Raw genomic sequence first — 25,989 nt, 5'->3', positions numbered from 1 at the left:
AGTAAGGGTTTCATTACACCTCAATAGAGGTCAATATATCGACTTATAACAATTATCAAAATTTAAATACCACTAATTATTAATCAATTAAAACACTTCCTTTTTTGAAAATAAACTACATATGTGAATAAAGAAAAACTTTTAGCTGTTCTAGCTAGAAGTTTTTTATTGATTTTTATTTTAATTTTCACTTCTTGTTTCAGTAAATGGCTCTAAAATAAATAGTTCACCTAACCTTTCTAAAAGTTTCTATTTTTATCTTTCAATGGAATGAATTCCTATTCATATAATATTTTTCTTAAATTTATATTATAGTCATTAGTTCAATTATACTTACAACTTTTTTATTCTTTAAATTTAATTGTATAAAAAGCATCCATAAATTTTTTAGCATTCTCTGTCACACTATTGTAATCGTTTTTGGATGCTGGACCGGTTACCCCCCCACCTGCTGAAACGGCAACTGCTCCGGCTTTGAACCAATCTTCAATATTACTTGCTCCAACGCCTCCAGAAGGCATCACATTAATATAAGGGAAGGGTCCCTTGAGGTCTTTAATCATTGCTGCACCTGTTATGTCTCCAGGAAATAATTTAATAATTTCAGACCCATAACGTAAAGCCTCTCCAGCTTCACGTGGTGTCAAAACACCTGGAATATATGGAATTTGATAAAGATTACATATCTTAGCCACTTCTTTATCAAAACTAGGGCTAACAATAAATTGAGCACCGGCAACTATAGCCAAACGAGCTGAGGTAGGATCCAACACTGTTCCTGCACCTACAACCACATCTGTTCCAGCATATTGAGCCACTAAGTCTGCAATAACATCGTTAGCTTTAGGTACAGAATAAGTTAATTCAATAGACTTAATTCCTCCTGCTACAACTGCCTCTACAATTTTCAAGGCTTTTTCTGGACTATCTGCACGCACAACAGAAATCACTCCAGAATTTACTAATTTATTAATAATATCCATTCTTTGCATTATATGTACTTCCCATTTCTTCTTAATAACAATGACCAAAACGGTCATCAGTATTGAAAAACTCAATTAGCTCCTCTTTTGTAGGATAACCCTCGCTATCTCCATGACTCCGAACAGCCAAAGCACCAACAGCACAAGCTCGACTCACTGCATCTTCGATTGGCCATCCTTCAAGTAAAGCCGATTCTAATCCGACTGCGAAACCATCGCCAGCACCAACCGTATCTACAACTTTTTTTACTTTAAAACCAGAAACGGTAAAGCTTTTGTCATTCTTAGTTTTTACAAAAGCGCCATCTGCTCCCAACTTTACAACTACCGTATGGGTCAAATCACTTTGCTTTAGATAAAAATCAGCAATTTTTTCAGGTTCTCGTGAACCCATTAAGAGTTCGCCTTCATTAATTCCTGGTAAAATAATTTGACTCCCACGAGCTAATTCATTTGTTACATCAACCATTTGTTCATGAGATTCCCAGAGAGCCGGTCTCAAATTTGGGTCAAAAACCGTCAAAATATTTGCCTCATTCAGTTGAGCATTAAATACTTTGAAAGTTTCAAGACTCGTACTTGATAAAGCAGGAAAAATACCCGACAAATGCGCTAACTTTACCCCAGCCAAATCCACATCTTCAAGCTCAGGAACTGCAAAATTTGCCGCTGCTGAATTTTTACGAAAATATGCAACTTCAGGATCTCCATCACTCACAAGCTCTTTCAAATAAAAACCCGTCAGATATTTGGAATCTTTCTTCAAATGATTCACATCAATGCCAGACTTAGCTGATGTCTCAATGATAAAATCTCCAAATGGGTCATCCCCAACTTTTGAGAGATAGGCCGCTTCATGTTCCAAACGACTAATCCCTACAGCTACATTCAGCTCTGCACCAGCCAAAAATTTTTCAAAATGACTTGCTTTATCTAAAGACAACTCCATATCTTGCGAAGCAAGTACCACCAGTGGTTCTCCAATGGTTAAAAATTCTGCCATTTTTTAATCCTTCTCAATTATTCAAAAGTCAATTTGCATTGATATTTTTTGACTTGACCGACTACAAGTCTGTCATTTTCTTCTTTATTTGCTAATTCTTGTTTTTCGTCAATCTTGTCCGGCAAACCAAAGAAAGGTTCCAAACAAATAAAAGGCAGTTCTTCATCTTCTTTGGTCCACAAGCAAAGATGAGAGAAATCACTCAAATCCATGCCAACTGCATAAGACGGACCTTGTAATTTAACAGCATCTACTTTGTCTGCCAAAATAACCAAGCCCTCATCAAAGATATGATGATTCAAATCAAAAGTTGAACCAGCAAAAGGCAAGTCTTTCACAAGTCCTGAACGATAAGGAAATGGATTCTTCACAATTTCAAACTTTGTCAATTGCTCACACTCAGGCTCAATTGACAAAGAATAATCTTCAAAGTCGCCTTCAACATTAAAAGCAGGATGAAAACCAAGTGAATACGACAAAATATTATCAGACAAATTTTGAACTTCAAAGTTCACCATTAACTGATTCAAATTCAATATAAAACTTACCTTCAATTCAAAAGCAAAAGGATAAGATTTTAAAGTTTCCTCATTTCCTTTAAAACTCAAAATCAATTCTGTATCACGATGACAAATCACTTCAAAATCATAATCTGATACAAAACCATGTTGCTGCATTGAATAATTCTTACGATTGATGAGATACTCATCATCAGTGGAACGCCCAATCGCAGGGAATAAAATAGGTGCATGCTTAGCCCAAGCCATATTATTCCAGATATATTCATGACCTGTTTTATTATTTACTACATGAGTCAGTTCTGCCCCATGAGAATCAATAGAAACAGTTAAATTTTGATTCTTTATATCTAACATTTTCTTTCCTCACAATTCTAATAAAGAAACACAGCAGTTAAGTTTCTCATTGAAAAATTATTTATAAAGTAACTCCATTTTTAAAGATCGCAATTTCTTGAAATTTATTTTCTTCATTACGTGTTGCTTCACCACTTGCAACGGCAATAATTTTTTCAATAAAATCTTCAAAAACCACTTCTTTATCTTCATTAAATAAACGCCCTGCATTAAAATCAATCCAGTGATCTTTCTTTTGGCCAAGTTCATTATTTGTTGCAATCTTAAGCGTTGGCACAAAAGTTCCAAATGGTGTCCCACGTCCTGTTGAAAAGAGAATCATGTTGACGCCAGCTGCCGCCATGTTTGTGGTTGAAACCAAGTCATTACCAGGCCCTTGCAACAAGTTCAGTCCTTTTTTACGAATCGGTTGAGCATAAGTCAACACGTCAACCACTTTAGCTGTTCCTGATTTTTGAGTGCAACCCAGAGATTTATCTTCCAGAGTGGTAATCCCACCTTCTTTATTACCTGGTGAAGGATTTTCAAAAACAGGCTGACCATAACTTTGGAAATAACGCTTAAAGTTATTAATCAGATTTACAATATCTGTAAATACTGCTTCATCTTCAGCACGTGCCATCAACCGATTTTCTGCTCCAAACATTTCAGGAACTTCTGTTAAAACTGAACTTGCCCCTTGTGAAATGAAATAATCCGAAGCCATTCCAATCAAAGGATTGGCCGTAATTCCTGAAAATCCATCTGAACCACCACATTTCAAACCTATTTTCAATTCTGATAAAGGAATCTCTTCACGATGATCTTCTTTGGCCACTTCTAAAATTTCTTCAAGTAAATCATTGGCTGATTTTTGCTCATTTTTGACGTGTTGAGCCACCAAGAATTTGACACGACTGTGATCAACTTTCCCGACCAAAACCTTGAAAGCATCCATGGTGTTATTTTCACAACCTAAACCAAAGACTAAAACTCCGCCAGCATTTGGGTGATGTACAGCATCAGCTAAAACACGGCGTGTATTTTCATGATCATCACCAAGTTGTGAACAACCATACTCATGTTTTAAGATAATGATGTTATCAAAAGGCAATTTCTCACCACGATGTTTTTCCTTAAATTGTTCCAACACAATTTCGGCAATTCCATTGACACAACCAACCATTGGCACGATATACAAATCATTACGCACTCCAACCCGACCGTCAGCACGACGGTACCCTTTAAATGTTCGGTCTACTTTTGGGTAAGTAACAGGTTTAAAATCAGGTTCATAACTATATTTCAATTCACCTTCAAGATTTGTTTTCATATTATGTGAATGAATCCAAGTGCCTTTAACAACCTCTTCAGTCACATGACCAATTGAAGCCCCATATTTTGTGACATCATCATTTTTTTTAAAATCACGCAGAGCAATTTTGTGCCCACGAGGGACGTCAGTTACAGCTAAAGTACTGACAGCTCCATCAGTAACTCCTTCGCCTTTTTTAATATCGCGCAAAGCCACTGCTACATTATCAAGAGGATTGAGATAGATTAGATCTTTCATATTATTAATTATTTACTTTCATTATTTTTTTGAACGAGTGCACGAGTTCCAATTTTTTGGATATCTTCAATATTTTGCTTCACTTGTGCTACAAGTTCTGGATATTTAGTCAAATCAATGCCCCAAAATGCTTCATAGCCCAAAACAGCTGTGACATAATCATTTGATTTTTTCATTTCTTCAAGAGTTGCCATCACATCAGATGTATCTTGAGGTTCAACTGTGGTTTGGCCGTAAGGTCCGTAGATATAAAGCCAAGCTGCAAAAGCAAGTGTAATACGCTTTGGAATTTTACCAGTTCGTTCAATATTTTGAATAATCGTTGGTAACAAACGATATTCACATTTAGATATGCTGTTCAAAGCGATAGAAGTCAATTCATGACGGACAAAAGGATTGTTAAAACGTTCTTTGATTGCTTCAATATACATTGTTAACTCATCTTTTGGTAGAGCAATCATCGGTGAAATTTCATCATACATTTCATCATTGATGAATTGTGAGAAATCATCATCTTTCATTACATCACCAACTGTATCAACACCAGCAAGTAGAGCTAAAGGAGTCATCGTCGTATGTGGTCCGTTAAGCAAACGCACTTTACGTTCACGGTATGGTTGCATATCATCAGTTACAATAACATTCAAGCCCGCTTTTTTTAAAGGTAGTAACTCCTCAAGTTTCTTATTCCCCTCGATAACAAAGAGTAAAAAAGCTTCAGCCTTAACCAACATATTATCCTCATAGCCAATTCTTGCAAAAACTTCTTCTTTATTATCATGAGGAAAACCAGGAACAATCCGATCAACTAATGTTGAATAGAAATTATTTTCAGCATTAATCCATGCAACAAATTCTTCTCCCAAATTCCAAAGTTGAGCATATTGCAAAACAATTTTTTTCAAATTAACACCATTGTGCTCAATCAATTCACAAGGAATAATCTGAAAACCAGACATACCATTTTTAAAACGACGATGAAGGAGTTGGGTCAATTTAGCAGGATAAGTCTTTGCTGGCTTATCCTCCAGTTTATCATTAGCATCATAAGTAATACCCGCTTCGGTTGTATTAGAGAAAATAAATTCTACGCTTTCAATATCGGCCAGTTTTAAATAATCTTCAAAATCCTTATAAGGATTGATTGTACAATCAATAACGCTAATAATTTCATCACTTTGAATTTTTTTACCTTCTAAGAGCCCTTCAAGAACAACCGTATAATTATTATTTTGTTCCTCAAGACAGTCAATCATTCCACGCTCAATAGGTTGAACAACAGCAACTGAACCTTTAAACAACCCTTTATTATTCATTTGTTGAATTTGCCACTCAATAAAGGCTCTCAAAAAGTTACCTTCACCAAATTGAATCACTTTAACAGGATAATTTTCTTTGTTAATCTCTAAATCTTTTATGTTTTTCATACAAAACCTACTCTCTATATTTATTGAGTCAAATAGTTCCTAATAGAAACTATTTTTACACTGACTAAGCCCGAAAACCTTAAAAAAGATTTTCGGGTAAATTAGTCTAATTCTCAAAACTTTTTTTATTTAAAAAATCCAAAATAATCATGTGCGTTATTGTAAGCAATATCTTGAACAACTTTACCAAGAATAGCTTCATCATTTGGTACACGACCTTGTTCTACCAAGCGTCCAAAGAAGTTACAAAGGACGCGGCGAAAATATTCATGACGCGGATAGGAAAGGAAGCTCCGTGAGTCGGTCAGCATACCTACAAAATTTGGTAATAGACTTTGTTGAGCAAAAACAGTCAACTGTTTATTCATGTATTCAGCTGTATCGTTGAACCACCAACCAGCACCAAGTTGCAAACGTTGGACTGTTCCACCTTGGAAGCTTTGCATCAATGTTGCAAGTTGTAACCAGTCATTTTGGTTAAGTGAATAAAAGATTGTCTTAGGAATGAACCCTTCTGTACAAGCTTTGGTATAAAGTTTTTGTATGCTATCGACAATATCAGGTTGCGTTCCAATCATGTCATAACCTGTATCAGCACCAATTTTTTCAAACATTGGTTTATTCAAATTGCGAGTTGAATTAATATGAAATTGCATAGTCCAGTCGAATTCATTGTTCAATTTCATCAAGAGTACAAGCAAAGCTGTGACATAACGATTTACTTCATTTTGAGTTAATACTTCATTATTCAAAGATTTCGAAATAATTATATCAACTTCTGCTTGACTTGCTTCTTCAAAATGGAAAGTTTCTAATGAATGGTCTGATAAAGCTCCACCCATTAAAGTAAAGAATTCAAAACGTTGGTGCATTGTCTTTTCAATATCCGCAAAGTTTTTTATCTCAACCCCTGCAGCACTACCTAGTTTTGTCATATATTCTGCATAAGTTGGAAGTTCAATATGAATCAATTTATCTGGGCGAAGAGCAGGCAATGTTTTAAAGCCATCTTTTTCTTCATCTCTTGCAATTAATTTATGTAAGTGTAAATCATCTGCTGGGTCATCTGTGGTACAAATTGCTTTAACATTTGAATTTTTAATCAAATTGCGTGGTTTAAAATCCTCTGTTTGCAACAAAGCGTTGGCTTTCTTCCAAATTTTAGGTGCTGTTTTACTGTTAAAAGTTTCATTAATATGAAAGAACCGACGGAGTTCAAGGTGAGTCCATTCATAAAGAGGATTGCCAAGTGATTTTTCAATAGTTTCAGCCCAAGCCATGAATTTATCGAAATCATCACCATCGCCAGTAATTAATTTTTCGGGGATACCATTTGCACGCATCAAACGCCATTTGTAATGATCCCCGTAAGTTCCTTCATTCAACCAAATCTTTGTGATATTTTCGTAGTTTTTATTTTCATAAATCTCATTAGGATTTAAATGACAGTGAAAATCGATGATCGGCATATCCTTAACATAATTGTGAAATAATGTTTTCGCCATTTCGTTTTCTAAGAGAAAATCCTCTGCTAAAAGTTCCATTTTAATATCTCCTTAAATTGTTTATTTCTAATCTAATCTAATTAATTATTTTTTGAGTGCGTTAGTTTCACCAATCTTACCGTTTTTCCAACATCCATTATCAAGATCTATTGCCACTTCTTTAAAACGTTCATCAGTCAAACGATAAAGGAAGAAAATGATTAAACCGGCACATAATAATGCAACAGCGGGGTATAAAGTCATAACTGAGCGAATACCTTGAAGGGCAGAAGCATCGGCGTGTCCTGCGACATATCCTGTAGCGGCAAGTACACCAGCTGAGATAATTGCTGCAAGAGACTGAGCCAATTTACGTGAGAAGTTAAATGCTGCATAGGTAATTGCTTCCCGACGCATTCCTGTATTCCATTCCCCATAGTCAATGGCATTTGAAACCATATTCCATGTGATACCGTTTGGAATTGCAAGAGCAGCATAACCTATTGATACAAAAATTGTGAAAGTAATGACATTATCTGGAAGTAAGAAGTTGATCAAATTAGCAGAAACACCAATAGCGAAACTTGTTACCAATACTTTACGTTGACCAAAATGTTTAACCAAAGTAGGAATCATGAATACACCAATAATTGCACAGCCCATATTGAAGAAATTAAGAATAGGTGTTAAACCAACATTATGCAAGTTATATTGCGCATAGAAAATCATCATGGCGTTGTTTGTATTCATTGCTGAAATGGTAAACAAAGTCATTAATACAATCGCTCCTAAAGGACCGTTTGTGAATACTACCTTTGCATAAGTCTTAAAATCAAGAACTTTAGCATTTGGATCACGATGAACCGTAACATTTTCTTTTGTACCAAAGTAACAAATCGCAAACATCGCAACACCAATAGCGGCAAAAATTGCGGTAGTAATCAAGTAACCATGATCATTAGCCTTCCCACCACTCATAACAAGCATCAACGGAACAAACGCTACACCACATATAAACTGTGCGCCTACAGAACCAACTTGACGAGCAGTTGCCATTAAGCTACGATCTTGAGGGTTACGTGACATTACCGAAGCAAGGGAACCATATGGGGCATTAGTAAAGCTATAAATAAGTCCCCAAATCATATAAGCTGCAAATGCATAAATCACTTTTTGTGACATATTTAAACCACTTGGCATATAGAAAGTAACCACTGTCATGATTCCGAGTAAGACTGCTGAAATCATCATCACTGGACGGAACTTTCCACGTGGTCCAGATTTACGTCCATCAATGATTGACCCTGCAATTGGATCCATAAAGGCATCCCAAATCTTTGTCAATGAGAAGATGGCAGCAACAGTACTTGGACCTATTCCAACAACATCAATCCAGAATTTGGTCAAGTAAGCCTGACCAAGGTCAAACATAAACCCATTACCAAAATCTCCGAAACCATACAAGAGCTGCTGGTGTGTTGGAATTCTGCTATCAAAATGACTCCCAGTATTTACTGCAGCATTTTGTGGAGTTCCTGCTAATTTTTTTGATTCAACAGGGTGAACGGTGATTGTACTCATTTAATAAGTACCTCCTAATAATTAAAAATTATCTGCAAGTCTCGAAGAGACTGACATCACATAAATTTTTAGCTCCAAATAATATTTCGTTATTTTATAAAAACGAAATGGAACTTTCTTTGAGGTTTATACATTTATTATTCTTAGGATGGTTATGCTATCTATTTGTAGATGTGATTCTTACTACTTTTAGTTAACCGATTCCCGTAATCGGTTAACTAAAGTATAGCATTTTATTTTTGACATTCAAGCACAAATTTAGTAAAACATCTTTTACATTTTCACAATCAAAGTAACAGAAAGTTCAAAGTATCCGTTTTCATTTTCTTGCAATAGTTTTTTTCACATGGACTTTTTGGACACTTTTTGCTTTTTTGTACAAAAAAAGCCACTATTTGTAGTGACCTTTATCTTATAAAGAATTTCTTTTGATAAGTTTTGATTCTATAGTGGTAATTTCTAGTTTTGAAGTTTTGTTTTCGATGGCTTCTAACAGCCTATCCATGGCTTGAAATCCAATTTCTACCAAATTTTGTTCAATTGCAGTAATTCCAGGTCCCATTACTTCTCCAAAAGATTCGTCATCATATCCTACTAATCCTATATCTTGGGGGATTCGTAGCTTCTTCTCCTTTAAAAATTTTAGACAGCCATATAAAAGTGGTCCGTTAAATGTGTAAATTGCTGTTTTTATGTCATCATTGAGCATTTCCGTTATTGCTTCCCAATAATTATCATTAACATCTAAATTTTTGGCTTCCGGAGCAATAATTTCTTTGATTTCTACATCAGTATTTGTTATAGCTTCAATTAATCCTTCATACCTTGCAATACGTGGTGTCGAATGAATTACTGGTGGTGAAACAACGATAATTCTCTGATATCCTTTTTCAATTATTAACTCTGTAAGTTCTTTTGACTTCTCAAAATTATCAGAAGCTACAGCTGGCCAAATAAGTGGTTCAACAAATCGGTCAATTTGAACGACTGGAAAAGCCTCCTTAATTTGCTTATATTCTTCAGATGTTGCACCAATTGGTTGGATAATCATGCCGTCTACTTGTTCATCAATCAATTTTGCGATATTTTTCTTCTCTAGACTTCGACTTAAATCAGAATCCATAATCAAAGAATGATATTGAGTTGTTTTTAGACGATTCAATATTCCTTTAATAAGCAATGAGGTATAAAAATTTGAAATATCTCCAACTGCAATACCAATAAGTGAGGAATTCTGTGATTTTAAAAATCGAGCTTGTCTACTTGGACGATAATCCAGTTCTGTAATTACTTGTTCGATACGTTGACGAGTTTTATCAGACATGTTTTCATATTTGCCATTGAGGTATCTTGAAATTGTTGTTCTAGAAACTTTCGAGATACTAGCAATATCATTAATCGTTACTTTTTTCTTCATATCAGTAATTATACACCAAATCAACAAAAATAGAATTTTATAATATAAAATTCTATTAATAAAAAAATATTTTTTAAATTATCTTCTATAAATTTTCGGAGTAATTTTTGGCACCACTTTATGATCTATAAAGTGAATAAACTCCTCCCATGATTTCCCAGATTCTAACCATTCTCTTTTTACTATCATTGCTTGATTATTTTCTGAAATAATGTAAACTGCGTCGTCATAGTAAACAACTTTATATATAGGAAATTCAATTTCTATGTCATCACCAAAAGAAAAACAACGCTTTTGATTGATAGAACTATTTTCTTTATATTTTTTTCTTATTCTATAAGGCACAAAAACAAAATAGTTTAATACTACTATTAGTACATAAAACACAGCAAAGATTATTAATAGTAATACAGACCATTTAAAAAAAGTAAAAATTACTTCTCCAATAATAAGACCTCCGATTAAAAACAAAAAGGTCGTTCTATTGGACAAACGCTGTACCATCTTGAGATGATCTTCGATCGTAGGTTTTCCACTAAATATATAATTCATTTTTTCCCTTTTTTCTAATATTTTTACATTTTCCAAAATCTGTATCAATTTGACTTTTATAAAACTGCAAATAAATAAATAAAAAATAAATATTTATTATCTTATAAATCATTCTTCAAGAAATTGTCTAACTGGTCAATAGTTTCATTTAAAAATTTCACTGCAAATTCATGTTGGATTTGGTCTCCAATTACATTAGCTACCAAATTTAAACGACCTTCAAATGTTGAAAAACAAATTTGAAACATTGGAGCTTGTCTGAAAGCACCTGACGTAAAACAATCAATTAGTGTATTTCCTAAAAAAGTATATTTTTCACTTTTGAAATAGGACATATTTGTATAGGAAATATCTTTTATATGATAGTTTTCATCTGCAATTTTTCTTAATTCATCAAGTGGTTTACTTTCATAATTATCAATTAATGTAAGAGTAGATTCTAAAAATTGATACTGCTTTTTTAATTCTGTCATTTCTTCATTTACTTTCCGACAAGAGGTAATAAAACTTTCTTCAAATTTAACAGACGGTTTGGGTGAATAACGAGCGGTAAAGTTTCCAATGTATAGTTTCTGCTTTTCGTTTTCTTGTAAGAACTGTCTTGTGTCAATCGGGCAAGAAAGAGGTATGTTCTCAGCTTTGGGATTATACTTGGCTAACATCTTCATATATGCTGTTAACAAAATATCATTTATTGTAAAACCTATCTTTTTAGATTTTTCATGAACTTTTAAGAACTTAACCTGGGGATATATAACCTGATGGACATCACTATATTTTACTAAATCTGTTTCAGGAAAAGGCAATTCTAAAGTTACATCAGGATGATTAGCTTTAGACGGTAAGGTAAAAGTTTTATTAGGTAGATTATCTAATACGGAACGTAAATTTTGATGATTTATTTGAGTAGCAATTTCAGGTTCATTATAAAGATTTACTAGGTGTGACATAATTTGTTTTAAACCTGCTCCATCAGAAAAAATATGACTTACTATAAAAATAAGCTGATATCCTTTTTGATAAGGTTGATAAAAAACTTGAAGTTGAGGTTTTTCTTGAAAGTCTAAAGAAAAATCATATGGATTCTCATCGAATGATAATTCATGAAAAACTTCATTTATATCAGTTACCACTGGATAGAAACGATTATCTTTAATTTCATAACGGCAAAATATTTGGGGAATAGTTTCACTTAGACGGGCAATCGCTTTTTTTAATTTAATGACATTAAGCTCTCTGGAAAAACGTAAAACTCCTAATACAGATGGATATATTTTATTAAATCCATTAGTATGCAAAACACTTGTTGCCTGACCTTCATAACTCTTCATTATATATTCCTACTCTTTCTAAACCTATAAGCGTTTATAAATGACACTATGACCACTATTTAAGATACTTCGCAATAATTATACAGCGTTTACTTAAATTTTACAAACGTTTATTAAGGCTTAGAATAAAGTTAAAAAACCAGAAAATATAGACTATAATTATCAAAATATCACTTATCATAATCAAAAATAGCTATTGTTAAATAAAGTAAAGCATTGAAGTGGACATTTTATAAGAATATAGTACATTGTTTCTTAAAAACTTTTTAATGCCTCTCTTTCTGTGTTCTATTTACAACAAATCTCCTCTTTTGAATGTTATCCCTTTGCTCTTTTATTAGTTTTTCTGATTTTTTCATTGAAATATTCTATTTTTTATTATATAATATCAGAAAAACTGATATTTAGTTGTGCAAGCTAAATAGAATTGAGGTCATATGATTGATTTACAAAAACATTTAACTCATACCATCGCTTCCCGCTTAAGGGATTTAAGAAAAAATGAACACTCTAACCTTCCTCCTGATCTTATTGCTAACGGACAAAAAGCCGCAATTTTGAGAATTGAAAAAGGAGAGGTTCCTCGGAGTGGAAATTTCATTTCTGATACACTCTTGGACACCTATTCTAATTATTTTTCTCTCTCCAAAGTATCCCTCATCTTTGGAGAAGGGATAGACTTAGAAAAACTAGTGACCTTTCTCTTTTCTGAACTCTCTTCCTCTCTTATGCCTTCTGACTTAAGAGAGCGATTAAGAATTAAGCCACCTAAAAGTACTCCATCTCAAAAGGTTAAAGATTCACTCCTTACCCTTTACTATACCTTTGCGGATTTTGGAAGGTGGTATGACCTAAGAAAAGAAACTCCTCAATCACAGATAGAAGAGAATCCAATTGATTTTTTGACAATGTCCACTATTCTATGGCAACTGTGTAAAGAAAGATTTTTAGCTTCATTCAACGAAAAAGTCATATATTCAGTGTTTAACGAACAAGACGATAAATTCTACTATAACCGAATTAATAAAAAGGTCAACGACTGGCTTAATCATGATTTTTCAGAATTAATTATCCCTGAGTGTGTTAAAAAGTTAAAGAAAAATAGCATTTTTAAAATAGGCTATATGGTCAAGGCACTCATAGATGAGTTTTTAGTTTCAGACCTTCCTGAATCTTATCTCACAAATATTCCATTGGATGTGTATTTTCCACCTACAAAACATTATCGGACAGAGCCAATAGCGGATAAAGAAAAACAAGAAAAACAGGTCAAAGATATTGCGGACAAATGGGTAGATTTCCTTTCTAAAATTAAAGCTCCTGTTTATGAAAAAGATTTCAAAAAAATTGAAGAAGAAAATATTTTTGAGGGAATAGAGGGAATCACAGATTTAAGTACTCCCTTTAGGAAAGGAATTCAAAAAATTACGATTGAAGATTTTATTGATAACCTCTTAGATCTCCCCCCTTTTATGAACGAGTGCCATTTCCTTAATTTCTCTGAACAAAAAATACCAGGAATTCTATCCGTTAATCTCCAGGCCACCCATCTCTTTCAAAAGAGAATTAACGAGGATATTGAAGGAATGATTGATAACTTAGTCGGAATTCAAAATCACTTTATTAATCTCATTGTGTGGAAGGAGCTTAGTGATTTCGCTATTTAAGAAAAAATGAAAAAGAGCAAATTTGCTCTTTTTTTATAGGTGTAATTTTAGTAATTAATTTGGTGTTCAAAAGTTCAAAAAATAAGTCCAATCCTATAGATATTTTTACCTTCTTTCTAACGTAGAATAAAGTTATCAAATTCATCGCAAAGAATTTGGTGGTTGCCTGCCATCTGAATCATGATTCAGATGATTCTCTAAGTAGAATAATGCGATATTCTGCTTCTTACCTGAAAGGAAAAATTTCATTATGAAAACCAACTCACTTAAACGCCAAAGCGGCTATACTTCAAACCTTGCTTCACAAATTGTGGACGCTTCAAAATCCATTCATTCTCTAAGCCTAGAGTTAACCCCTCAATTCAAATTTATAGATAAAGTCCGAACAGAGGAAGTGGTGGCTTATAAGGCATGGTTCGCTCAATCAGGACTCCCTCCTTTTGAAGTCAAGTTTGAAAAAAATGTGAAACTTCCTGATTTCCTAGCATTGGTTACTTTTGAAGAGCTACAAGCTTGTGAGGTCGGCTATAACGTCTACTTTAAAGCTTTAAGTGTGAAAGAGGTCAAATAATGGATAAGCAATCGCTGGAATCATACCTTACTCAGAGTTTGAACATGGCACTTGCCAGTCAGATCCAAGGTGAAACCAGTTACACCAATAGTTTTAATATCAAAGTGGAGAATGAAGGCTTTCTCTTTATCCCTCGTCTTCCAGCAGGCTATATCGTAGATAGCGAACTCTATCAACAGATTTTTTTGATTGCCAATGCATCACTCTACCCTATCTACACGCTTTTAAAACAAAACTCTGCTTACTTTATTCCCTTGGATACTAAGGACATTCATGTCCAACGTGCCTTCTTTTTCCCATGGAAAAAAGGGATTTCAAAACGGCTCATTATCAAGGATTTAGATGATTTTGTCCAGCGCAACAAAGGGACACGATTACCCCTCATGGAAAATTTGGTCTTAGACTATGAAAAAGTTACCTCTATTGCCATCGCAGGAAATTCAGGTTCAGGAAAATCTTATGCTTTGACTTACTTTCTGAGCCTTTTAAAACCAATTTCCGAGCTCATCATCATTGACCCTAAATTTGATACTCCCTCACGTTGGGCAAGAGAAAATCAAGTCCCTGTCATCCATCCTAACCCCAACCGCTCAAAGTCTGATTTTGTATCTGAAATCAATGAGACATTAAGTCAGGGATTAAACTTGATCCTTGAACGGCAACGCCTACTTTATGACAATCCTCAGCACCCATTTACTCATCTTACTTTTGTCATCGATGAAGTTTTAGCACTCTCAGAAGGAACGAACAAAGCCATTAAAGAAGCCTTTTTCTCCCTTCTTTCACAAATCGCTTTATTGGGAAGAGCAACGAAAGTCCATCTTCTTCTTGTTTCACAACGCTTTGATTATAATTCTATCCCTGTGTCGGTTCGGGAACAACTCAGTGTCTTGATTCAGGTTGGTAACATTAATCATAAAACGGTTCAGTTCCTTTTTCCAGATCTTAATCCTGAAGGGATTGTCATTCCAATTGGAGTGGGAACCGGCTTAATTCAAGTGATTGACAATGAACATCCTTATCAAGTCCTTCCCTTACTCTGCCCCACCTACTCTACCAAGAAAGGAATTTTATGAAAAAAACATCCTTTATGAAAAGATTGTCACTCAGTTTCCCCCTCTTTTGGCTTACCTTGTGCTGTTTTATCCTTGGACAGTTCATCAAGAGTTTAAAGGAAGCGGATGGAACAAGTCTATCCCTTGGATTAGAGTATTTTAGCCTTCTACTAGGTACAATACTCCTTGGTCTCACCTTATGTGAACTCTTCTCACGGATCCTTAAAGATGCCCCGATAAACCTTATGAAATCGATCATCCAAACCCTTCAATTACGCCATTTCTTATACCAACAAGAGGTCTCTAAAATCAAGATGAACTCTAACACTCACAGCCCAAACCCTATTACTGCTCAGTTTAATCGATCTATGCGAAAATCAATGATTGATATTACCCAACACCAAGTCGCTGTTTTAATTAAAGTGCCTCACACTCAACAAGGACAAAAACTTTTAAAAACAGTTGAAGGGCAAATTAAAGAAGAACTTTCATCCCGTAACACCGCTTATTTCTTCTCTGAGTTTGAACGCCATAAAAACGGACTTTGGCTTATCGGAACAAGAAAATAATAGGGTGGCGCTGTGGCTCACAACGTGAAAGCCACAGAGCGCCACTTCTAAGTTATTCTATTGGGGTTACTACGACCCCCAATAGATCAATAATCATTAATCAAGAAATGAGAAAATTATGAAAAAAGAGAAACGTTCGAACAAGTGGGCTTTCTTAATTTATCAGGAATCCACTCCTGAGGATTATCTGGAAAGGCTTGAAGATCTCCACATTCCTTTTATACTTAGTCCTTGGCATGATAAAGATATCAATTCAACAACTGGCGAATTTAAAAAATCACATAAACACGGTGCTTTGTTTTTTGAATCACTCAAAAGCTACACACAAGTATCCGACCTCGTTTCAGAGAAATTAAATGCCCCTTCACACGTGGAAGTCGTAATGTCCCCCAAAGGCATGTTTGATTATTTCACACATGCAGAAAACCCTGATAAAATAAAATACGATATCAATGAAATTGAAAGTGGCTGTGGCTTCAACCTTGAACAATTCCTTACGGAGAATAGCCCTGATTTACTGGGGCAACTTTATCAAGTCATGAGAGATTCAGAGGTCCAAGAATTTGCGGACTTTACCGATTTAATTGCGGAACACTACCCCCACTTTTTACAATTTGTTTTTGATAAGAGTTATTTTTTCAAAATTTATCTTGATTCAAAACGATTCAATTTCCAAACAAAAAAACAGAAAGAAAAATTTAATGAATGATACTTTATGCAAATATGGTACAAAAAAGGAAATTTCAAAAATATTTTCTGTACCTATTAAGACAATAGATAAAGATATTGCTGAAATGAGAAGTTCAAAAAATTTCAAACCCTTTGTACTCCGTCCTTCCTACAAACGTGTATTAATTTCTATAACAGGTTATGAAACGTTCTTACAATCGAAATCATCTAAACTTCTCTAAAAATGTTATAATTGAAGCATGCTGTATGCTTCAATTTTTTTAAAGAACTGAGGTATACTATGTATATAAAACAATTAAAAAACGGACAAGTCCGTTACACTCAAAAATATGTTGACAAGAAAGGAAAAACTCAAAAAGTTCAAATTACTCTACCTTCTAAAACTAAAGTTATGAAAGCCCGAGCCAAAGAATTACTGGAAGAAAAAATTCTATTGAAAAAGGAAAAAGATAATCTTATTACCAATTTCACACCTTTTTCAGTTGTTAAAGAAAAGTGGCTACAAACCATGAAAAAAAGTATTTCTTCAACTTCTTATAAAAGCTACATTTCTGCAATTAAAGATTTTTCTCTTAAATTTAATGAGTGGGAAATTAAAAATATTAATCAACTTAATATACAGGATTATCTTTTTAGTAATAGTTGGAAACTGAAGACTATAAAGCATAAAAAAGCTGTGTTATATAGTTTGTTTAATTTCGCAACTAAAATGAAGTATATCTCTGAAAATCCTATTAATAGTATTCTCTTACCTAAATCAAGAGAAAACTTGATAGATATCGAATTTGAAGAAAATAAAGGATTAAGCCGTGATGAGCTACGTAGAATCCTTAATTATTGCAAAAGCGCTAAACGTGACATACGGCATACTTTAATTATGGAATTTCTTTTTTTAACTGGAATGAGGCTTGAAGAAGTCGGCGGTTTACAGGTAACTGACCTTGACCTTAATAATAAAAAGTTAAGCATTAAGCACGTCATAGATACTAAGGCTACACTTAATAGTTCTAGAACATTATATCCTCCTAAAAATAGAGGTTCAAGACGTGAGATTCACTTAAATCCTCGTTCAATAGAAATAATCGAATGGTTTTTAAATCATCAACTTGACTTTAATTTTGTATTCACTAATAGAAATGGTAATCCTCTTCAGCAAGCAAGTTGTTTTAGTTTTATAAAAAGTGTCTGTACTAAAGCATTGGGAGAAAACCCCAAGCGTAAATTTAATAATCATATGTTAAGGCATGCTCATATTACACTTCTTGCAGAATTGAATGTTCCTATAAAAGCAACTATGGCACGAGTGGGGCATGTTCAAGAAAGTACGACTTTAAGGATTTATAGTCACGTTTCTAAGAAAATACAAGATGAAACAGCTGAAAAACTTGATAAGATTGTTATTTAGGTAAACCAAAAAAAGCTTCCCCAGAGTTTCCCCTAGCACAACGAAAATAAGAGAATATTAGAGTAGTATAAAAAACATATCAATGGCAAAAACATTGATATGAATAGATTTGATACGATTTGAGTAGTATAAAAAAACAACTTATGAATATAAATGATTTTGATTTTGATTTGCCAGAAGAATTGATTGCCCAAACGCCTTTGGAAAAACGTTCTGAATCACGTTTGTTGATTCTTGATCCTAAAACTGAAGAGCTTGAAGATAGACATTTCTATAATATTATTGATGAACTTGAAGCTGGCGATGCTCTTGTCCTAAATAACACAAGAGTACTCCCAGCCCGTCTCCACGGTGAACGCGCTGAAACAGGTGGACATATTGAACTCCTCTTGCTTAAAGATATGGGGCAAAATCGTTGGGAAACATTGGCAAAACCAGCTCGCAAAATGAAAGTTGGTGAGGAAGTCGTTTTTGGTGATGGTCGTTTGAAAGCTGTCGTTGTAGAAGTTCTTGATCATGGTGGACGAATTGTCGAATTCAAATACAATGGAATTTTCCTTGAAATCTTGGAAAGCTTAGGCGAAATGCCACTTCCTCCTTATATCCACGAACAACTCGAAGATCAAGAACGTTATCAAACAGTTTTTGCAAAAGAGAATGGTTCTGCTGCTGCTCCAACTGCTGGCCTACATTATACACCTGAATTGTTAGAAAAAATTGCTGACAAAGGAGTCGAAATTGTTGAATTAACACTTCATGTTGGTTTGGGAACATTTCGTCCTGTCAGTGTGGATAATGTTGATGAGCATCAAATGCACAGCGAATTTTATCGTCTAACTGAAGAGGCGGCTGCTCAATTGAGAGCTGTTAAGGCTAGTGGACACAAAATTGTTGCTTCTGGAACAACATCAATCCGTACTTTGGAAACCATCGGTAGTAAATTTGATGGGGATATCCAAGCCGATTCTGGCTGGACTGACATTTTCATTAAACCTGGCTATGAATGGAAAGTTGTTGATGCTTTTAACACCAATTTCCATTTACCAAAATCAACTTTGGTCATGTTAGTCGCTGCTTTTGCTGGCCGTGATTTTGTTCTTGACGCTTACCAACATGCGATTGATGAAAAATATCGTTTCTTCAGTTTTGGGGATGCAATGTTCGTTCGCCCCAAAAAATAATTAAATTCTAATTAATTTTTATAAATAAAAAAGCCTTATGAGGCTTTTTTATTTATAGTTTATACTCTCTTTACTCTATTTTGAAGACAACAACCATTCTTGACAAATAATGCATAAATCTTTTTTTTGATAATCATTAAGACTTTCAAAAATAATTCTAGTTCCATTATTTTTTGGGTCATTGTTTATTCCTAGCAAATACTCAGGTGTTACTCCGAAATAATGTGCCAATTCAATCAATCGAATTCCCGAAGGTTCCACACCGTTTTTATAATTATGAAGCGCATTTCTAGGATATCCTAGATCTCTTTCAACTTGATTAAAAGACTTTTTTGATATTCTTATTGATTCTTCTAACCGTGGGTAGAATAGCTGATTCTCGGCCATAAAAAACCTCCTGCAATTTGTTTTACTTTTACTTAACTTTAATAAATGTAAATCATGATTCAAAAATCTAAGTAGAACCTAAACGTCTGTCTCATCAGAATTATCTTCTTTACTTATTTGCTCTCTCATTTCTTCAAGTTGAGCTTTTAATTTTTCTTTTTCTAAATCTTGCTCCTCTTCTTCTTTTTTACGTCTCTTCCATAAAATAAAGAACAAGAAGAAAAGAGCTAAAAGAATTAATAATAAACCTAACCAGATAAGCCAATTTTCATACCAAGGAGTCTTCTTAACAGTTACATCTTTTGAATTTAATTTACTTGCTGTTTTACCTAATATTGTAAAGTCTTTTGTAAATTTCCATTGATAATCAAATTTTTGTTCTTTTCCTTTTGAATCAACATAAGTGAACTTTCCGTCATTATTTTTTTGCCCATATACTGTCATCGATAGACGATACTTACCCGCTTCAAGCTTATTTCCATCACCAATAGAAACAGGATAATCAAAATTACTATTTGGTGCCATTTGCAGCATCTCTTTGTTTGCCTTATAAGATAATTTAGAATTACTTAAACCTTTGACCTCTGCTTGAACATACATTTGATTTAGATATCCAGCCATTGGATTTTGTAAATTGGCATTAATTACATTTCTATAATTAACCTGACTAGGCTCTACACTATTTAATTTCAAGTCAGGCGCAACAGTATTTTTATTTTGTTGCATCAGTAAAGCAACAACGTAAGCATATTTATTTTGAATACTTAATCCCTTAGAATTGGAATTTGTTTTCTCTGAGTCCTTCTCTTTAAAAGTAATTCCACCAGCAATTACACCATTAAAATTTTCCTTTGGCATAGTAACACTCACTTTTACTTGCTGTGAAGAGTTTGGTTGTAGTGATACTTCTTTTGGAATTGAGGCATAGTCTACTAGATTATACTTTAGTGTTGAATCTGCTTTAATTTTATTTGGTGAGTATTCAACCACACCGTTAATATTTGTTGTCGCACTAGCTATTTCTTCTTCAACCACTACTGTTTTGTCAGTAGTATTTTTTAGAGTAATCGTCAAAGTTTGCGATTGTCCTGGACTCATTTGTAAATTAAAGTATCCGCTCTCGCCAATTTGGTTTTCTGGAAGAACCGGGTTCACAGAAAAATTAAATTCATTTGCATGAACTTCTTTACTGACAGTCCCTAAAGTAAAGATAGTGGCAATGAACAGTAAAACTTTTTGATAAATTTTCATTATGTTCTCTTTCTAGAACTACATCTCTGTAGTATTTTGATTAAAATCTTATAATAAAATTAAAATAAGTCCGTTATACAAAGTAGGACTAATCCCACTTTGTATAAAATTGCTATACGCAACTAATTAGAAGGTACATTATTTAAAGACCAAGTTAATTGTCCCTCATAGGTTCCCTTCTCTTGATGATCAACCGGAATATTCAATTGGATTCCTTCACCAGAGGTTGAATTCCAGTTTTGATTTAACTTAAAAGTACCAGTAGTTGGTGAAGTATTGGCATAAATCTGTAAGGCATCACTTGTAATTACTTTACTTCCTGTACTATCTTTGAAGAAAAGATATGAAGCCAAATTATTATTATTTGTCAAACCTTTTAAATCTTGAGTTTGTGCGACACTCACATACCATGGCTTCAAGGCAGAACCTGTCCGTGTGTCAGTAACAACCACATCACTGGCAGGACTTGTGGCCCATGAAATTAATGGTTTAGGACTTACGTCTAATGTACCAAAGTCGTAAGAATTTGGTGTAGAAAGACTTATAGAGCCAAAAGTTAAATTAAGTGTAATATCTTTTGATAATCCATTATAAGTATAAGTAACAGGACGAATATTACCATCTCCGTCAATGATTGGATTATTGGCTTGTATAGTTTGCAAGGTTGTAACCAAATTTGACGGACTGCTAATCACTGGTTCTTCTATCGTTCCATCCGCTTTAAAAGCTAAAGCATAGGTCCAATTACCATCCAGATCTTTTTGATCTTTTAAATCGTGTGCATCATCACTTGTCATACTTGCATCATAAACATTAAGAGCTGTCTGGCTATCTGATGAAATAACTGCTGCCTGTGGTACAACAACAATATTACTATTAGTAGAACTTTTTCCCAAAGTCCAGCTCACAGGTATTTCTGCATATGATTTATCTTTTACATTAGTATCACTAGTTGTAGGATCTTGAATCGTATTACCTGCATTATTTATTGAACTTAATGGATCACCACTCGTCGTAATATCTGTCATTACACCCACTCCTTTTAAACCAACAATTTTTTGGAGTTGTGCTTGAGTCAATGATGATGCATTTATTGCAGAAACTTTATTCGGTAGGATATAGTTTCCAGCACTTAGACTAGTGGTGTTATCAGTAGCCACATTTTGTACAATATAACTTCCATATATTGCTTGATCGTTTGTGCCATCTTGTTGATTTCCTACAAAATAGTCTCTCGTACCAAAGTTACGTGTAGCACCAGTAGTTCCAGCATTGACATCAAAATTAGGATTAGTTGATGGATAATTATTTAAAACCTTTCCATCAAATGCCGTGGCTGTTCTAGATTTTATGTAATATGGTGCTTTAGCGGTGAAGCTAAAGGGAGCTGTTGTGCTATCACTATATCCCATCACATACATTACTTTGATAGAACTTGCATCAGTATCAGATGCTACCGAGGCCCATGCTTGCATCGTTTGACCAGCAACGGGATTCCCTGTTGTAACATTAGATTTTAAATGATGTTGCCAATTTCCTGAATCTGCATCACCAGTTGTATTATATACACGTACCTGCCCTGGAACAACATAACCAATCCAAGTTGGATTACTTGGGGTGGAGAGGGAAGACATTGTATAATCTCCTAAAAATGCATAATTTTTTGCTGAATCTACACCAGAAAAATTATTAGGACTAATATTTACTGCACCAGATTTTGTAGCAGTATCTCCACCATTAAACGTAAACACAGGGAATCCCCTTTGTGTTCCCCAATAAGCTCCGCCAAAAGTATTAGTTGGAGATGTTGCAGTTCCTATCGGCGACCAAAATAAACTCCCGTTATTAGTTGACATATCCAAATCAGAAAGATTAATCAATCCAGAAGTTTGAACATATGGGGTCGAGAGTGTAATATTGCTGCCGACTGTCATCTTTGCAATTGAAATGAGAGAACTTGAAGAAGTGATTGCAAGCGTCGAACTTGTTCCTAGTATCAAATTCCCAGTTGTATTGTAACTTGCTGCATGATTTACCGCTGTTGCGCCATTTCCGTTTAAAAATGAACCCGAGACATTAACTGTAGCGTTTGGAGAAATCTTTGCATTCGTAAAGTTAGCAAGTGTACCAGAAATGTTAATAGGTAACTGAGATGAATTATCCCCAAGATTAACAGCAGCGACTGATGCCTTTCCTGTAGTTACTGATGTTTGATAGTTATCATTTGTACCACCACTATTGACACTTCCTTTAATATTGACACCATCTGAAATGTTGATATTAGTATTATATTGCAACGCTTGAGTATAATTTGTACCGTAAACTGAACCTACTGACATTGGAGTAGTCGAACTCATATTTTGGATATTAATATTAATCGTTCCAACATTAGTATAAGTGTTGCTGTTACCGTTAGATTGACCATCGCCGTAAAGTATTGCAGAAGCCAATGTATTGGCTGTCGCATCGCCTGTTTTGATACTCAAGGTAATCACGTTACTTGATCCATAACCTACTTTGGTTAATGTATTGCCATAGCCATTTCCCCCTGAGAGATATGTATTACCTGTTGGAAATTTAAAAGTATTTCCTGTATGACCAGATAAATCAAGATTGAGTGTTGAATTTCCTCGAATAGTGTTGCTGGCATTATAGAAATTACCACCGCATAATTGTTTGGTTCCCGTACGTGGATTTCCTGAAAAATCTCCACCATATACATCTACTTCAGAATTCCCTCCAGTAACATTTCCACCACCTGAGCCGTAATTTCCTCCAGCAATAGCGTTGATAACTCCATTATAAATGACATTGGTCATATTGCCTTGAATTACTCGGTTATTCCAGGAACCACCCGATTCAAACCAGTCAACCTGACCGTTGTTCATTTGAGTATTAGAGTTACCATAAAGAGTACCGGTATAGCCTGCACCTTCAAGCGTATCCTGAATACCACCATTGTTGAAATTATAAGAATTTCCCTGATGATATCCGCCAAAACAATCGCCGTAAGTCCATCGAGCGATATCATTATTTTGAATGGTAGTAGAATCTCCTACTTGCCAGTAAGAGTTATCACTTCCTTCAGTACCACCACCGCCAACAATGTCAGAAGCATTGATAGCCTGATAACCAGAAGTCATTGACTTATAAGCTAAATTACTTGTCGCAATAGTATTACCATTGGCTGTCCCGTAGCCAACATTTACAAAACCAGAACCGCCAACCCCTGTACGATTTGAAGACGAGCGGCTGCCATCGGACACTCCATTTTCACCTGTTGTATTACCACCAGGAGCGGTGCTTGAATCTCCTACTTCAAGAATACTATTTCCTTGAACATAACCATAACCGCCACCGCGCATGTAATTATTTCCGGTTCCGGTAGAGAATGTTCCGCCTTGTGCCCAAGAATAGATATTGCCGTAAATCTTTATGGTAGAATTACTTGCTGCAATCGCCGCACCTGATGAGGGATTAGCGTCATTCGTAGCATTACTTTGCATTCCACTGATAGTATAGCCATAATAAGCCTGACCAAATCCACCAGAGAAACTAGAAATCGGTGCATTAGTGAAACCAGTTTTAACATAACTGGTAATATTACCATAAACCGTGCCCGAATTTCTGTTTTGTGCTCCGCCAGCCCCTGCGAAATCGTATTGACCTGTGCCTGTAAACTGGCTTGTATCTACACTATTGACGATTGCATCCCCACTGTTGCCTGATTGACCTACGATACCTGTATCGCTACCGCCATCGTAACCTTCTTGACCATTCCAGCTTCCAAGACCTTTAAATGTGTTGTAAATTGTGCCCTTGACTGTACCGTTAGCTGTACCTCCATAATAACGTGTATTATAAGAGGCACCTGCAATGCTTGAATTCCAGTTGTTATAAACATTGCCGTTTACAGTGACAGGGCTAGCACTTGTTCCAACACCTGCACCGTAAATATTTCCCACATTACCAGTAAAACCAGTTACAGATACATTTGTATTGCCATTGATTATACCGCCAGATGCATTGCCTCCGGTAACCGTTCCTAATCCAGAAGCATTTGTGATGGAAACATGGGTACTTCCTGAGATATTTCCGCCTGCATTATTTCCGCCATAAAAACTCATCGTTCCTGTACCAGTTGAGGCAACATAAATATTGGTATCACCTGTAACGTTAGACGTTCCAGCTGTTCCACCATAAATTGAAATTCCAGATCCTGTGAAGTTCGATCCTGGCATAAATGCAATCGAATTACCCTGAGCGTAGAAATTGTCATAAGTTGCTGCAACAGTAATGTTACGAAAGACCGTTGGGGCACCAAAATAGTTATTTGTTGGAGTTGTAATCGTATAACTTCCTGTCGCTGCAACATTAGGTGTACTTGTCAGACTATCAGTTGTATTGGCAACAATGGTCAGTGATTTAACTTTTCCAGATAAGCCTGAAAAAGTTCCTGCTGCGCCTGTATTGGCCATAGAATTGGACAAGGTCACATTACCGCCAATAAACAGGACATAGTCATTTGAATTTGAGGCGTTCGAAGCAATAAAACTTAAAGCAGCTTGAACATTAGGATCCGATACACCAGAAACATTATAGATTGTACTTCCGCCTTGAATAACAGAAATCTGACCTGCTGCTACATTAGGCAAACCCGAAATACTTTGCTGATAACCAAAACTTGTTCCATTGGTTGCCTCTGTGGGAAGTATAATATTTAAAGCTGGGCGACTAGGCTGAGTTAAAGATACGCCATTAAAAGTACTACTAGTGGGAACAACGCTTTTAAGCATGGTATTCATACTAGTATTAGACGTTGTCGCTCCTACTTCTTGAGATGATAACACCTTCCCAAGAGATGTTGCCGTAATAGGTTCACTATTAATACCTTGAAAAATTGCCCCCAAATTCATAGATGAAACCAACGCTAGCAACATTATAAAAGTCACAAGTTTAAATTTATATTTTCTTTGCATGAAATCTCCCTTGCTTGTTTCTCACCACT

General features: G+C 34.9%; 21 protein-coding genes. 8 read left to right on the top strand and 13 right to left on the bottom strand.

The annotated features are described in order from the left end of the window. Positions 1–344 precede the first annotated feature (344 nt). From HFD15_RS02545 to HFD15_RS02500, 10 genes are all read right to left on the bottom strand, one after another. The gene (locus HFD15_RS02545; RefSeq protein ID WP_098403404.1) at positions 345–992 is read right to left on the bottom strand and encodes a bifunctional 4-hydroxy-2-oxoglutarate aldolase/2-dehydro-3-deoxy-phosphogluconate aldolase; all 648 of its coding nucleotides are present in this window, start codon (positions 990–992) and stop codon (positions 345–347) included. Positions 993–1,014: 22 nt separating this feature from the next. After that, positions 1,015–1,986 (bottom strand): sugar kinase, encoded by a 972-nt coding sequence (locus tag HFD15_RS02540; RefSeq protein ID WP_167593190.1) that lies wholly within the window; start codon positions 1,984–1,986, stop codon positions 1,015–1,017. Between the two features lie 17 nt (positions 1,987–2,003). Then, positions 2,004–2,861, bottom strand: a complete 858-nt coding sequence (locus HFD15_RS02535) for an aldose 1-epimerase family protein (RefSeq protein WP_167593191.1) — start codon at positions 2,859–2,861, stop codon at positions 2,004–2,006. A gap of 61 nt (positions 2,862–2,922) precedes the next feature. Next, positions 2,923–4,413 carry a UxaA family hydrolase gene (locus tag HFD15_RS02530; protein WP_058205793.1) on the bottom strand — a complete coding sequence of 497 codons (1,491 nt, stop codon included), beginning with the start codon at positions 4,411–4,413 and terminating at the stop codon, positions 2,923–2,925. 8 nt (positions 4,414–4,421) lie between these two features. Continuing rightward, positions 4,422–5,840: a tagaturonate reductase gene (locus tag HFD15_RS02525; RefSeq protein WP_167593192.1), complete on the bottom strand. Its 1,419-nt coding sequence runs from the start codon at positions 5,838–5,840 to the stop codon at positions 4,422–4,424. A gap of 125 nt (positions 5,841–5,965) precedes the next feature. Next, positions 5,966–7,384, bottom strand: a complete 1,419-nt coding sequence (uxaC, locus tag HFD15_RS02520) for a glucuronate isomerase (protein WP_058205795.1) — start codon at positions 7,382–7,384, stop codon at positions 5,966–5,968. A gap of 45 nt (positions 7,385–7,429) precedes the next feature. Next, on the bottom strand, positions 7,430–8,905 hold the full coding sequence (locus HFD15_RS02515) for a glycoside-pentoside-hexuronide (GPH):cation symporter (RefSeq protein WP_058205796.1): 1,476 nt from the start codon (positions 8,903–8,905) through the stop codon (positions 7,430–7,432). A 412-nt stretch (positions 8,906–9,317) separates the two neighbouring features. Beyond that, the gene (locus HFD15_RS02510) at positions 9,318–10,322 is read right to left on the bottom strand and encodes a LacI family DNA-binding transcriptional regulator (RefSeq protein WP_058205797.1); all 1,005 of its coding nucleotides are present in this window, start codon (positions 10,320–10,322) and stop codon (positions 9,318–9,320) included. A 78-nt stretch (positions 10,323–10,400) separates the two neighbouring features. After that, positions 10,401–10,910 carry a hypothetical protein gene (locus HFD15_RS02505; protein WP_143464163.1) on the bottom strand — a complete coding sequence of 170 codons (510 nt, stop codon included), beginning with the start codon at positions 10,908–10,910 and terminating at the stop codon, positions 10,401–10,403. 65 nt (positions 10,911–10,975) lie between these two features. Beyond that, positions 10,976–12,205: a hypothetical protein gene (locus HFD15_RS02500; protein WP_058205799.1), complete on the bottom strand. Its 1,230-nt coding sequence runs from the start codon at positions 12,203–12,205 to the stop codon at positions 10,976–10,978. 437 nt (positions 12,206–12,642) lie between these two features. Here HFD15_RS02500 and HFD15_RS02495 point away from each other — a divergent pair, with 437 nt between their 5' ends. The 8 genes from HFD15_RS02495 to queA all read left to right on the top strand — a co-directional run bounded on the left by HFD15_RS02495 (position 12,643) and on the right by queA (position 19,343). Continuing rightward, positions 12,643–13,872, top strand: coding sequence for a hypothetical protein (locus HFD15_RS02495; RefSeq protein ID WP_167593193.1), 1,230 nt, complete (start codon positions 12,643–12,645; stop codon positions 13,870–13,872). A 250-nt stretch (positions 13,873–14,122) separates the two neighbouring features. Further along, positions 14,123–14,443 (top strand): hypothetical protein, encoded by a 321-nt coding sequence (locus tag HFD15_RS02490; RefSeq protein WP_058205801.1) that lies wholly within the window; start codon positions 14,123–14,125, stop codon positions 14,441–14,443. Then, on the top strand, positions 14,443–15,519 hold the full coding sequence (locus HFD15_RS02485; RefSeq protein ID WP_167593194.1) for a cell division protein FtsK: 1,077 nt from the start codon (positions 14,443–14,445) through the stop codon (positions 15,517–15,519). The genes HFD15_RS02490 and HFD15_RS02485 overlap by 1 nt, the downstream gene beginning before the upstream one ends. A gap of 224 nt (positions 15,520–15,743) precedes the next feature. After that, positions 15,744–16,067: a hypothetical protein gene (locus HFD15_RS02480; RefSeq protein WP_143464162.1), complete on the top strand. Its 324-nt coding sequence runs from the start codon at positions 15,744–15,746 to the stop codon at positions 16,065–16,067. Between the two features lie 118 nt (positions 16,068–16,185). Next, a complete protein-coding gene (locus tag HFD15_RS02475; RefSeq protein WP_058224393.1) occupies positions 16,186–16,776 on the top strand; it encodes a replication protein in 591 nt (196 codons plus the stop codon). Next, positions 16,769–16,978: a hypothetical protein gene (locus HFD15_RS14245; protein ID WP_058205805.1), complete on the top strand. Its 210-nt coding sequence runs from the start codon at positions 16,769–16,771 to the stop codon at positions 16,976–16,978. The genes HFD15_RS02475 and HFD15_RS14245 overlap by 8 nt, the downstream gene beginning before the upstream one ends. 59 nt (positions 16,979–17,037) lie before the next feature. Continuing rightward, positions 17,038–18,162: a site-specific integrase gene (locus HFD15_RS02470; protein WP_167593195.1), complete on the top strand. Its 1,125-nt coding sequence runs from the start codon at positions 17,038–17,040 to the stop codon at positions 18,160–18,162. A gap of 143 nt (positions 18,163–18,305) precedes the next feature. Then, complete coding sequence (gene queA / locus HFD15_RS02465) at positions 18,306–19,343, top strand: tRNA preQ1(34) S-adenosylmethionine ribosyltransferase-isomerase QueA (RefSeq protein WP_025016688.1); 1,038 nt, start codon at positions 18,306–18,308, stop codon at positions 19,341–19,343. 75 nt (positions 19,344–19,418) lie between these two features. On the opposite strand, the gene HFD15_RS02460 is transcribed toward queA, so the two are convergent. From HFD15_RS02460 to HFD15_RS02450, 3 genes are all read right to left on the bottom strand, one after another. Further along, positions 19,419–19,730, bottom strand: a complete 312-nt coding sequence (locus HFD15_RS02460; protein WP_167593196.1) for a helix-turn-helix transcriptional regulator — start codon at positions 19,728–19,730, stop codon at positions 19,419–19,421. A gap of 78 nt (positions 19,731–19,808) precedes the next feature. Continuing rightward, positions 19,809–20,981 (bottom strand): DUF916 and DUF3324 domain-containing protein, encoded by a 1,173-nt coding sequence (locus HFD15_RS02455; protein WP_023188713.1) that lies wholly within the window; start codon positions 20,979–20,981, stop codon positions 19,809–19,811. 122 nt (positions 20,982–21,103) lie between these two features. Next, positions 21,104–25,960, bottom strand: a complete 4,857-nt coding sequence (locus HFD15_RS02450; RefSeq protein WP_167593197.1) for a hypothetical protein — start codon at positions 25,958–25,960, stop codon at positions 21,104–21,106. Positions 25,961–25,989 lie beyond the last annotated feature (29 nt).

The sequence above is a fragment of the Lactococcus sp. EKM203L genome (genome assembly GCF_011800585.1).
Classification (GTDB): Bacteria; Bacillota; Bacilli; order Lactobacillales; family Streptococcaceae; genus Lactococcus; species Lactococcus lactis.
Note: the sequence above shows the minus strand (reverse complement) of the source record. Positions and strands in the feature narration are given on the sequence as shown.